Source organism: Streptomyces huiliensis (assembly GCF_020037025.1).
Taxonomy (GTDB): domain Bacteria; phylum Actinomycetota; class Actinomycetes; order Streptomycetales; family Streptomycetaceae; genus Streptomyces; species Streptomyces huiliensis.
This window is the reverse complement of record NZ_JAIQLH010000043.1, coordinates 21,559-33,393: the sequence shown is the minus strand read 5'-3', so window position 1 is coordinate 33,393 and position 11,835 is coordinate 21,559. Positions and strand designations below refer to the sequence as shown.

The 11,835-nt window shown below is 72.8% G+C and carries 8 protein-coding genes and 1 pseudogene; 4 read left to right on the top strand and 5 right to left on the bottom strand.

The window, feature by feature from the left end; genetic code table 11:
* Positions 1-145 precede the first annotated feature (145 nt).
* The 3 genes from uvrC to JNW98_RS09760 all read right to left on the bottom strand — a co-directional run bounded on the left by uvrC (position 146) and on the right by JNW98_RS09760 (position 3,773).
* A complete protein-coding gene (gene uvrC / locus JNW98_RS09770) occupies positions 146-2,152 on the bottom strand; it encodes an excinuclease ABC subunit UvrC (protein WP_223767736.1) in 2,007 nt (668 codons plus the stop codon).
* Positions 2,153-2,265: 113 nt separating this feature from the next.
* Positions 2,266-3,132 carry a hypothetical protein gene (locus tag JNW98_RS09765; protein ID WP_223767735.1) on the bottom strand — a complete coding sequence of 289 codons (867 nt, stop codon included), beginning with the start codon at positions 3,130-3,132 and terminating at the stop codon, positions 2,266-2,268.
* Between the two features lie 5 nt (positions 3,133-3,137).
* Entirely contained in the window at positions 3,138-3,773 is a 636-nt protein-coding gene (locus JNW98_RS09760; RefSeq protein ID WP_223767734.1) for a papain-like cysteine protease family protein, read from the bottom strand.
* A gap of 232 nt (positions 3,774-4,005) precedes the next feature.
* Between JNW98_RS09760 and JNW98_RS09755 the strand changes: the two genes are divergently transcribed.
* Positions 4,006-4,944, top strand: a complete 939-nt coding sequence (locus JNW98_RS09755) for a hypothetical protein (RefSeq protein WP_223767733.1) — start codon at positions 4,006-4,008, stop codon at positions 4,942-4,944.
* 30 nt (positions 4,945-4,974) lie between these two features.
* Here the strand turns inward: JNW98_RS09755 and JNW98_RS09750 are convergent, their stop codons facing one another.
* Together JNW98_RS09750 and uvrA are read right to left on the bottom strand one after the other, a co-directional pair.
* Entirely contained in the window at positions 4,975-5,412 is a 438-nt protein-coding gene (locus JNW98_RS09750) for a QcrA and Rieske domain-containing protein (protein ID WP_223767732.1), read from the bottom strand.
* A gap of 181 nt (positions 5,413-5,593) precedes the next feature.
* Complete coding sequence (gene uvrA / locus JNW98_RS09745) at positions 5,594-8,632, bottom strand: excinuclease ABC subunit UvrA (protein ID WP_223767731.1); 3,039 nt, start codon at positions 8,630-8,632, stop codon at positions 5,594-5,596.
* A gap of 250 nt (positions 8,633-8,882) precedes the next feature.
* On the opposite strand from uvrA, the gene JNW98_RS09740 reads away from it, so the two are divergent.
* The 3 genes and pseudogenes from JNW98_RS09740 to JNW98_RS09730 all read left to right on the top strand — a co-directional run.
* Positions 8,883-9,569, top strand: a complete 687-nt coding sequence (locus JNW98_RS09740) for a maleylpyruvate isomerase family mycothiol-dependent enzyme (protein ID WP_223767730.1) — start codon at positions 8,883-8,885, stop codon at positions 9,567-9,569.
* A gap of 64 nt (positions 9,570-9,633) precedes the next feature.
* The gene (locus JNW98_RS09735; RefSeq protein ID WP_223767729.1) at positions 9,634-10,290 is read left to right on the top strand and encodes an MBL fold metallo-hydrolase; all 657 of its coding nucleotides are present in this window, start codon (positions 9,634-9,636) and stop codon (positions 10,288-10,290) included.
* Between the two features lie 229 nt (positions 10,291-10,519).
* Positions 10,520-11,767, top strand: a pseudogene (locus JNW98_RS09730) (MFS transporter); the annotation flags it as partial.
* Between the last annotated feature and the right edge of the window lie 68 nt (positions 11,768-11,835).

Here is an 11,835-nt window from a genome sequence, read left to right as displayed (position 1 = left end):
TCCCCCGTTCTGCCGGCGGGGCCGTGGTCGGGGCCCCGTCCTTCCGGCTTTCCCTGTGCTCTTTCCCTGATCCTCGCAGGGCCCGGCGGCGGGCCCGGGGTCACGCGCCCGCCGGCCGCTCCCGCGCTCCGCGCCGTCGTCTCCATCATCCCTCGGACTCGTCCAGGATCTCGCCCGTCGCCATGTTGACGGCGGGGGCGGGCGGGGTGCTTTCGGCCAGGGCGGCGGCGACGGCCAGGGCGGTCTTCCGGCCGACGCCGGGCACCTCGCAGATCTGCTCGACGGTCGCGGCCCGCAGCTTCTTCACCGAGCCGAAGTGCTTGAGCAGCGCCTGCTTGCGGCTGTCGCCCAGGCCGGCGACCGCGTCCAGCGGGGACGCCTTCATCGTCTTGGCGCGCTTGCCGCGCTGGTAGGCGATGGCGAAGCGGTGCGCCTCGTCGCGGACGCGCTGGAGCAGGTAGAGGCCCTCGCTGGTGCGCGGCAGGACGACCGGATCCTCCTCGTCCGGCAGCCAGATCTCCTCCAGCCGCTTGGCGAGGCCGCAGACGGCCACGTCGGCGATGCCGAGCTCGTCCAGGGCCCGGCGGGCGGCCTGGACCTGCGGCCGGCCGCCGTCGACCACGACGAGCTGCGGAGGGTAGGCGAAGCGCTTGGGGCGGCCGTTGTCGTCGCGGGGGCCGGCGGTGTCCTCCTCGGGACCGTCCGCTTCCGCCCCTTCCGCCCCTTCTTCCACGGTCCACTCCCCCGTCTTCTCGCTCTCCCGCAGATAGCGGCGGAAGCGGCGGGAGACGACCTCGTGCATGGACCGGACGTCGTCCTGTCCCTCGAAGCTCTTGATCTGGAAGCGGCGGTACTCGCTCTTGCGCGCGAGCCCGTCCTCGAAGACGACCATGGACGCCACCACGTCCTGCCCTTGCAGGTGGGAGATGTCGAAGCACTCGACGCGCAGCGGCGCCGAGTCCAGGCCGAGGGCCTCGGCGATCTCCTCCAGGGCGCGGGAGCGGGTGGTGAGGTCGGAGGCGCGCTTGGTCTTGTGCAGGACCAGTGCCTGCTGGGCGTTCCGCTGGACCGTCGCCATCAGGTCCTTCTTGTCGCCGCGCTGCGGGATGCGCAGGTCGACGCGGGAGCCGCGGCGGTCGGCCAGCCACTCGGCGACCGGCTCGACGGGGTCCGGCAGGGCGGGGACGAGCACCTCCTTGGGCACCGCGTCGCCCTTCTCCTCGCCGTAGAGCTGCTGGAGCGCGTGCTCGACCAGGCCCGCGGTGTCCACCGCCTCGACCTTGTCGGTCACCCAGCCGCGCTGGCCGCGCACCCGGCCGCCGCGGACGTGGAAGATCTGCACGGCCGCCTCCAGCTCGTCCTCGGCCACGGCGATGAGGTCGGCGTCGGTGGCGTCGGCGAGGACGACGGCGCTCTTCTCCATGGCGCGCCGGAGCGCCTCTATGTCGTCGCGGAGCCGGGCGGCCTTCTCGTACTCCATCTCCTCGGCCGCCTCCTGCATGTGCCGCTCCAGGCGGCGGAGGTAGGCGCCGGTACGGCCGGCCATGAAGTCGCAGAACTCCTCGGCCAGTTCGCGGTGCTCCTCGGGGGTGACGCGGCCGACGCAGGGCGCGGAGCACTTGCCGATGTAGCCGAGCAGGCAGGGGCGGCCGATCTGGGCGGAGCGCTTGAACACCCCGGCGGAGCAGGTGCGGACGGGGAAGACGCGGAGCATCAGGTCGACGGTCTCGCGGATCGCCCAGGCGTGCGCGTAGGGCCCGAAGTAGCGCACGCCCTTCTTCTTGGCGCCGCGCATGACCTGGACGCGCGGGAACTCCTCGTTCAAGGTGACGGCCAGGTACGGATAGCTCTTGTCGTCCCGGTACTTCACGTTGAAGCGCGGGTCGTACTCCTTGATCCAGGAGTACTCCAGCTGCAGCGCCTCGACCTCGGTGGCGACGACGGTCCACTCGACGGAGGCGGCGGTGGTGACCATCGTGCGGGTGCGCGGGTGCAGACCGGCGAGGTCCTGGAAGTACGAGGAGAGCCGCTGGCGCAGGCTCTTCGCCTTCCCGACGTAGATCACCCGGCCGTGCTCGTCACGGAACCGGTACACCCCGGGCGAGTCGGGGATCTGTCCCGGCTTGGGTCGGTAGCTGCTGGGGTCGGCCATGTCTCACACCCTACTTGCGGGCACTGACAAGCCGGCCCCGTGGACGCACGGCTCCGGCCCCGGCGCGTGGAGGGCGCCGGGGCCGGAGCGTGTGGGGGGTGACCGGCGTCGCGTCAGCGGCGCCGGAGCCTGCGGACGGCGACGGTGCCGAGGCCGAGGGCCAGGGCCGCGCCGCCGGCCGAGGCGGCCAGGGTGGTGGTGCTGAGAGAACCGGAGTCCGAAGCGGAGCCGACGGGCTCGGCGGCGAGCGGCGCCGGGGCGTCGGCCGCCGGGGCCGCCTGGGACTCGGCCCCGCCTCCGTAGCCGCCGGCCAGGCCCTTCTTCGCGTAGGCCGAGCCGGGCAGCTTGTCGCCGTACGCCTTGTGGACGCGGTCCCGGTAGGCGTCCACGGTGGTGCCGCGGGCGCCGACGGCCCGGACGGCCTCCGGGTTCAGGGGAAGGATCCGGTCGGCGCGCTGTACGTACCAGGCGTTGACCTGGGGCTCGCGGAAGACCGTGCCGCCGGCGAGCTTCTTCGCCCCCTCGGCCGCGTAGCGCGTCTCGTCGTCGCCGGTGGCGATGTTGACGACCTTCCAGTCGGTGCCGCCGCCGGCCGTCCACACGGACGCCTTCTGTCCGTCGGCCGAGACCGCCTTGCTGGCGAGGTACTCCAGCGTGGCGACGGGCGCGTTCCGCTTGCCCGCCACGAAGTCGGGCGAGAGCGCGTAGACGGGCACGGCCGCGCCCTCGATCCGCGGCTTCGCGGCCGTCCTGGCGATGGCGCCGTCCCGGGCGAAGAACCGGGACAGGGTGTCCAGCGTCGGGGACGCCGACGCCGCGTCACGGGCCGCCGCCAGCCCGGCGGCGGGCGGGGCGGGGGCCGCGGGCGGCGGTGCGGCGTAAGCGGACGTGGCGAGGGAGAGGACGCCGGCGGTCAGGGCGCCGGCGGCCGCGGCACGGGCGTACGTCCGGCCGGAGCGGTGGGTTCCACGCGTGGTCATGACCGTCACCCGCCGATCCGGTAGAGCGAATGCGTCCAGGCGAACTGGTTGTTGTTCACGTACCAGCTGTGCGACGCCCAGTTGTAGCGGTTGCTGCTCGGCCACGGGTCGCCCCAGTAGACCATGCTGTTGGAGTCGTCGTAGCCGTAGACGACGTGCATGTGGCCGCCGCCGGACTTCCAGCCGATGCGCGTCTCGATGGGCCGGTTGGCGTTGATCTCGCTCTGCACGGTCGAGTAGCGCAGCCAGCCGTCCACGTACGAGCCGCTGTTGATGCCGGCCCAGCGCAGGGCGTTCTGGACGTTGCCCAGGTTGGCCTGGTTGTTGGGGCAGTCGGTGCCCTGCTGCCGGTTGAAGGCGGCGTTGCAGAACTGGTTCTGGCTGTACTTGCGGCCGTACCAGGTGGCGATGGTGTTGCCGGAGGCGGCCCAGCACCAGTTGTTCTTCTGCTGGGCCTGCATGGAGATGTTGAGCCGGTTGGCGCCGCGCAGCTCGTGGCCGGTGGGGGCGGCCGTGGCGGTGGCGGCGGGCAGCGCGATCAGCGCCGCGGTGGTGAGGGCGGCGACGGAGAGCCGTCTGCCGCGCGGTCGGGGGGTGGGGGATATTCGGGGTCTTTCGAGCTGTGCCGAGGCACGGGACATGGACGTTCCTCCCGTGGTGGGGTGGTTCGGTGGAGGAGCGCGTCCGGACGCTGGTGAGGAGCATCGGATGTTGTCGGGTTCGGGTCAACCGGCTTGAATGCGGAGGGGAACACCCAAGTGAACGGATCACGTCGGATGTGAACGCCCTGTGCCCGTCAGGAGGAAGGCTGTCCTCCGCGCGGCCGTGACCCCGGTCACCCCGAGTGAATATTCACAGGAGGCAGCGAGCCGCATGGTACGTACCAGTATCCGGGACGCCGAGGCCGTGCTGGCCGAGGCGCTGCGCACCGGGCCCTTTCACCTGGCACTGCGCACCGCGCTGACGGCGCGTGGGCTGGCCCTGCACCGGGTGCAGCGCCGACTCGCCCAACGCGGCGTCACCGTCGGCATCACCAGCCTCAGTTACTGGCAGCAGGGGGCGCGAAGACCCCAGCGGCCGGAGTCACTGCGCGCGGTGCGCCTGCTGGAGGAGATCCTGGAGCTGCCCCCGCGGGCCCTGACCCGGTTACTCGAACCGGTGGTCCGGCCGGCCGCGGAGCGCCCCGCCGCCCGCTCGCTGCGCGCCCTGATGGACGAGGCCCGGGCGGTGGAACGGCTCCTCGCCGAACTGGAGTCGCCCGCCGACGGCGGGCTGCACACGGTCTGTCACCTGGAGCACGTCCACATCGGGGCGCGGCGCGAGCTCCTCGGCCGCGAGTCCCACCACGTCGTCCGGGCCCACCGGGACGGCGTGGACCGTTACGTCGCCATCCACTACGGGGACGCCGGCTGCGACCCGGCCCGGATCGGGGTGCGCGCCACCGAGAACTGCCGCGTGGGGCGCGTCCGGTGGCACGCGGGGGCCGGCGTCCTGGTCGCGGAGCTGCTGTTCGACACCCGGCTGCGGTGCGGCGACACGCACCTCCTCGGCTACGCCTTCGACGACGGGACGGGCGGCCAGAGCAGCGAGTACGTGCGCGGTTTCAGCTTCGCGGGCGGGCAGTACGTGCTCCAGGTGCGCTTCGACGCCGCCGAGCTGCCGGTGCGCTGCCGCCGCTTCACCCAGGCCACGGCGAGCGCGCCGCGCGGCGGCCAGCAGGAGCTGACCCTGGCCGGGCGGCATCCGGGGGTGCACATGGTGGAACAGGCGGTGCGGCCGGGGATCGTGGGGATCGGTTGGGACTGGTCGTGAGGGCCGGGGGTGGTCCCCGTCTTGGCCCCCTCAGCTCTCCGGGCCCGCCACCAGCCGGTCGCCCTTCACCCGCACCGGCACCTCGGGCAGCGGGACCGAGGCCGGGCCGTGCAGCACCTTGCCGGTGCTCGCGTCGAACTTGCTGCCATGGCAGCGGCAGACCGCCGCGCCCTCCTCGATCTTCGAGACCACGCAGCCGGCGTGGGTGCAGACGGCGCTGAACGCCCGGTACTCGTCCTTCTTCGGCCGGGTGACCAGCACCCGCTCCTCCCGGTAGAGGCGCGCCCCGCCGACCGGGACGTCGCCCGCCGCGCCGAGCTCGACCGGGGCGGTGGGCGTCGAGGAGGGCGTGCCGGCCTCTCCCGCGCCGCAGGCGGTGACGCCCAGCCCCGCCGCGCCCGCGAGGGCGGCGCCGCGCAGGACGGTACGGCGAGAGGCGCAGCAGGGCTCCGGCTGCCGGCTGGTCATGGAGGCTCCCACGGGGGTACGCCGACGGGCGGTGCCGCCGGAGCTGCTGTGACGATCGGTCCCGACGATACCGGCACCGATCGGGCGTCCCGTGCGCGGCACCGGTCGGCCTCCGGGGGCAAGGGGAACGCGGCCGGTCCCGGACCCCCGAGGGGATCCGGGACCGGCCGCCGTGCCGCTCTCAGGCGCGGCGCGCCGCGGCCTTCTTCGCCGTCGTCTTCTTGGCGGCGGCCTTCTTGGCCACGGTCTTCTTCGCGGCCGTCGCCTTCGCCGCGGCCGTCGCCTTGCCGGCCGTCGCCTTCGCCGCGGTCTTCTTCGCGGGCGCCTTCCGCGCCCCGGCGGCACGCTTCGGGGCGTCCTCCGGGTCGCAGTCCGCCACCAGCTCGCCGAGCATCTCCCGCAGGAACCGGCCGGTGTGGCTGTCCTCGACGGCCGCGACCTCCTCCGGAGTGCCCTCGGCGATGACCATGCCGCCGTTCTTGCCGCCCTCCGGGCCCATGTCGACGATCCAGTCGGCCGTCTTGATCACATCGAGGTTGTGCTCGATGACGATCACACTGTTGCCCTTGTCGACCAGACCCGACAGCACCGAGATCAGCTTGTTGATGTCCTCGAAGTGCAGACCGGTCGTCGGCTCGTCCAGGACGTACACCGTGCGGCCCGTCGAGCGCTTCTGCAGCTCGCTCGCGAGCTTCACGCGCTGCGCCTCGCCGCCGGACAGCGTCGGCGCGGGCTGGCCGAGGCGCACGTACCCGAGGCCGACCTCGTGGAGCGTCCGCAGGTGGCGCGCGATCGTCGGGACGGCCTCGAAGAAGCCGAGCGCCTCCTCGATCGGCATGTCCAGCACCTCGGCGATGGACTTGCCCTTGTAGTGCACCTCCAGGGTCTCCCGGTTGTACCGCGCCCCGTGGCAGACCTCGCACGGCACGTAGACGTCCGGCAGGAAGTTCATCTCGATCTTGATGGTGCCGTCGCCGGAGCAGTTCTCGCAGCGGCCGCCCTTGACGTTGAAGGAGAAGCGGCCGGGCAGGTAGCCGCGGACCTTCGCCTCCATCGTCTCCGCGAAGAGCTTCCGGATGTTGTCGAACACCCCGGTGTACGTGGCCGGGTTGGAGCGCGGCGTCCGGCCGATCGGCGACTGGTCGACGTGCACGACCTTGTCGACCAGGTCGTCGCCGTCCACCCGGGTGTGCCGGCCGGGCACGGTGCGGGCGCCGTGCAGCTCGCGGGCCAGGTGCGTGTACAGGATGTCGTTGACCAGCGTCGACTTGCCGGAACCGGAGACACCGGTGACGGCCGTGAGCACCCCGAGGGGGAACGACACGTCGATGTCGCGCAGGTTGTTCTCCCGGGCGCCGCGCACGGTGAGCGCGCGCTTCCGGTCGATCGGGCGCCGCAGCTCCGGGGTGGCGATGGCCCGCCGGCCGGACAGGTACTGCCCGGTCATGGACGCGTCGTTGGCCAGCAGCTCGGCGAGCGGGCCGCTGTGCACGACCTTGCCGCCGTGCTCGCCGGCGCCCGGGCCGATGTCCACGACCCAGTCGGCGACCTTGATGGTGTCCTCGTCGTGCTCGACGACGATCAGGGTGTTGCCCATGTCCCGCAGCCGCACCAGCGTCTCGATCAGCCGGTGGTTGTCGCGCTGGTGGAGGCCGATGGACGGCTCGTCCAGCACGTACAGCACGCCGACCAGGCCGGAGCCGATCTGCGTGGCGAGCCGGATGCGCTGCGCCTCGCCGCCGGAGAGGGTGCCCGCGGCGCGGTTGAGCGAGAGGTAGTCCAGGCCGACGTCGACGAGGAAGCGGAGCCGCTCGTTGACCTCCTTCAGGACGCGCTCGGCGATCTTCTTCTCGCGGCCGGTGAGCGTCATGTCCCGCAGGAAGTCGGCGCATTCGCTGATCGACATCGCGGAGACCTCCGCGATGGAGCGGTCCTGGATGGTGACCGCCAGCACGACCGGCTTGAGGCGGGTGCCCTCGCAGGTCGGGCAGTGCACCTCGCGCATGTAGCCCTCGAAGCGCTCGCGGCTGGCGTCGCTCTCCGCCTCGGAGTGCCGCCGCTTGACGAACGGGATGGCGCCCTCGAACGAGGTGGTGTACGCGCGCTCGCGGCCGTACCGGTTGCGGTAGCGCACCTCGACCTGCGTGCGGTGCCCGTTCAGCAGGGCCTTCTTGGCGCGCTGCGGCAGCCCCGCCCAGGGGATGTCCGTGCGGAAGCCCAGCTCGTCGGCGAGGGCGGAGACCAGGCGGTGGAAGTAGTCCTTGCTCTGGCCGTGCGACCAGGGGCTGATCGCCCCCTCGTCCAGGCTCTTCTCCTCGTCCGGGACGATCAGCTCCGGGTCGACCTCCATGCGGGTGCCGATGCCGGTGCAGTCCGGGCAGGCGCCGAAGGGCGAGTTGAAGGAGAAGGAGCGCGGCTCCATCTCCTCGAAGGAGAGGTCGTCGTACGGGCAGTAGAGGTGCTCGGAGTACATCCGCTCACGCTCGGGGTCGTCCTCGGGGAGGTCGACGAAGTCCAGGATGACCATGCCGCCGGAGAGGCCGAGCGCGGTCTCGACCGAGTCGGTCAGCCGGCGCTTGGCGCTGCTCTTGACGGTGAGGCGGTCGACGACCACCTCGATGGTGTGCTTCTCCTGCTTCTTGAGCTTGGGCGGCTCGGTGAGCTGGATCGTCTGCCCGTCCACCCGGGCGCGGCTGTAACCCTTGGTCTGGAGGTCGGAGAAGAGGTCGACGTACTCGCCCTTGCGCTCGCGCACCAGCGGCGAGAGCACCTGGAAGCGGCTGCCCTCCGGCAGCTCGAGCACCTTGTCGACGATGGCCTGCGGCGACTGCCGGGTGATAGGCCGCCGGCACTCGGGGCAGTGCGGCTTGCCGATGCGGGCGAAGAGCAGGCGGAGGTAGTCGTAGACCTCGGTGATCGTGCCGACCGTGGAGCGCGGGTTGCGCGAAGTCGACTTCTGGTCGATGGACACGGCCGGGGACAGGCCCTCGATGAAGTCCACGTCGGGCTTGTCCATCTGACCCAGGAACTGCCGTGCGTACGAGGAGAGCGACTCGACGTAGCGGCGCTGCCCCTCGGCGAAGATCGTGTCGAAGGCGAGGGACGACTTGCCCGACCCGGAGAGTCCCGTGAAGACGATGAGGGAGTCACGGGGGAGGTCGAGCGAGACGTTCTTGAGGTTGTGCTCGCGCGCGCCACGGACGATGAGACGGTCTGCCACGCCGGTCGGCACCTTTCTTGAGAAGACGAGGGGGTGCGCCGGCCCCGCCACCACGCGACGCGGGCCCGGATGCGGGTCCGTCGCGGCGGCAGGGGTCAGTGCGGAGCGATGCTCCCGACCCAGCCAGGGTACGAGAGCGCTGCGGCCATCTCTCCAGGATGCCGCACTCCGAGCGTATAGCACGCACATTCGATTTACGGCCCGTGTTCACCTCCTTCACCCGAACGAGTGGCGGCGCTATCGTCGGCCCATGGCTGATCACGAGCACGACCTCGCCTTGGTCGCCGAGGCCACCGACCGGCTGCTGACCGCCGTCGCCAAGCTCCCGGAAGCCGCCCTCCCCGGCCCCTCCCGGCTCCCCGGCTGGACCCGCGGCCACGTCCTGGCCCACCTCGCGCGCAACGCCGACGCCCTGGTCAACGTGCTCGCCGGACGGCCCATGTACGCCGACGCCGCGGCCCGGGACGCCGACATCGAACGGGACGCCCCGCGCCCCCTCGCCGCCCACCTCGCCGACCTGCGGGACAGTTCCCGGCGCTTCCTGGAGGCGGCCGCCGTGCCCGGCGACCCCGGCCGTACGGTCACGCTGCGCAACGGCGTCACGGACCGCGCCTCCCGGGTGCCCTTCCGGCGGCTGATCGAGGTCGAGCTGCACCACGTGGACCTCGGGATCGGCTACGACCTGGAGGACCTGTCCGCGGAGTTCACCGACCGGGAGATCGACTTCCTGGCCCGGCGCTTCTCCGGCCACCCCGAGGTGCCGTCCCTGCTGCTCGTCGCGGCGGACGGACGGGAGTGGCGGACGGGGAGCACGGACGGCCCGTGGCTCCGGATCGCCGGACCCGCGCCCGCGCTGCTGGGCTGGCTCGCCGGCCGGAGCGACGCCTCCGCCCTGGACACCGGCGGGAGCCCGGTACCGGCCCTGCCCCCGCTGTGACGCCGGGCACGGGCGGCGCCGGGCTCCCCGGCCCGTTGTCGTACCGAGGAACTAGGCTGATCCCATGGCATACACGGGAGCGGTGAAGGTCGGCGGGCCCGCCGACGTACACGAGCTGACCGACCTGATGATCTCCAAGGTCGCGGTCGGTCCGATGGACAACAACGCCTATCTGCTGCGCTGCCGCGCGACCGACGAGCAGCTGCTCATCGACGCCGCCGCCGAGCCGCACACCCTGCTGAGTCTGATCGGCGACGGCGGGATCACCTCCGTCGTCACCACCCACCGGCACGGCGACCACTGGGGCGCGCTGCGCGAGGTGGTCGACGCCACCGGCGCGCGCACCTACGCGGGCCGGTACGACGCCGAGGGCATCCCGGTGCCCACGGACGTGCCCGTCGAGGACGGCGACGAGCTCCGGGTGGGCCGGGTGGCCCTCACCGCCGTGCACCTGGTCGGCCACACGCCGGGCAGCATCGCGCTGGTCTACGACGACCCGCACGGCCACCCGCACGTGTTCACCGGCGACTGCCTGTTCCCGGGCGGGGTCGGCAACACGCACGACGACCCCACGGCGTTCGCCGGCCTGCTCGGCGACGTGGAGACCAAGCTCTTCGGACGGCTCCCGGACGAGACCTGGGTCTACCCCGGGCACGGCGCGGACACCACGCTCGGCGCCGAGCGGCCGCACCTCGCGGAGTGGCGCGAGCGCGGCTGGTGAGACGCGGGTGACCCGGGGTACGGGGCTCCGCGGGTAGCGGCGCCCCGGCGGGGGCGCGTGCCTGCCGTACGACAAACGGAAGCAGAGATTCCTACGCGCCCCGGCAACGCGCCCGCACGCCCCGTGTCCCGTGCCGGCACGGGAAGTTGGACGGTACATGCACCGTGACGGCTCCCCCACCGGTTCTCCCGCCCCTCCCGTCCCTCCCCCATCGACCGCCCCCGCCGCCATGCTGCGCCTGGCGACCGCCTCCCTCGCCGGGACGGCCATCGAGTTCTACGACTTCTTCGCCTACGGCACGGCGGCGGCGCTGGTGCTCGGCCCCCTCTTCTTCCCCACCGTCTCGCCCCTGATGGGCACCCTGGCGGCGTTCGGCACCTTCGGCGTGGGCTTCATCGCCCGCCCGCTGGGATCCGTGCTCTTCGGCCACGTCGGCGACCGCTACGGCCGGCGCCCCGTCCTCGTCCTCTCCCTGCTGCTGACCGGCGTCGCCACCGTCGCCGTCGGGCTGGTGCCGCCGTACGCCGCGATCGGCGCCGCCGCCCCGCTGCTCCTCCTCGTCCTGCGCTTCCTCCAGGGGCTCGGACTCGGCGGGGAGTGGGGCGGCGCGGTGCTGCTCACCGCCGAGCACGCTCCCCCGCACCGCCGTGCGCTGTGGGCCTGCTTCCCTCAGCTCGGCCCGCCGCTGGGTTTCCTGCTCGCCAACGGCATCACCCTCGCCCTCTCCGTCGGACTCACCGACGCGCAGTTCCGCTCCTGGGGCTGGCGGGTGCCCTTCTGGGTGGCCGGCGTGCTGGCGGTCGGGGGCATGCTGCTGCGGAACCGGGTCAGCGAGTCCCCCGAGTTCCGGGCGGCGGCCGCCGGGGAACCGGCCCGGCTGCCGATCGCCGAGGTGGTGCGCGACCACTGGCGGCTGGTCCTGCTCACCGCGGGCGGCCTGGCCGTCGGCTACGCCGTCTACTACACGATCACCACCTGGGCGCTGACCTACGGCACCGAGCGGCTCGGCGTCGACCGCCCCGTGATGCTCGGCTGCGTCATGGTCGCGGTCCTCGCCTCGGGGATCGCCACCCCGCCGCTGGCCCTGCTCGGCGACCGCGTCGGACGGCGCCCGCTGTGCGTGGCCGGCTGCGTCGCCGTCGCGCTGTGGATGGTCCCGCTGGTCGCCCTGTTGCACACGGGGAACCCGGTGCTGATGACGGTGGGCTTCGTCGTCGGGATGCTGGCCTTCATGATCTCGTTCGCCGTGGTCGGCGCCTATCTGCCGGAGCTCTACGCGGCCCGGGTGCGCTGCACGGGCGCCACGGTCGGCTACAACCTCGCGGGCGTCCTGGGCGGCGCCGCCACCCCGCTGGCCGCCACCGGGCTCACCCGCGGGGACGGGCCTCCGTGGGGCGTGGCCGGCTATCTGATCGCCGTAGCGCTGCTCAGCCTCGTCTGCTTCGTCCTGCTGCCGGAGACCCGGCCGGAGCCCGCGGAGGTGCAGGGGGCCACGGAGGCGCTGGGGGCCGCGGAGGCGCCGGGGGCCGCGGAGGCGCCGGACGC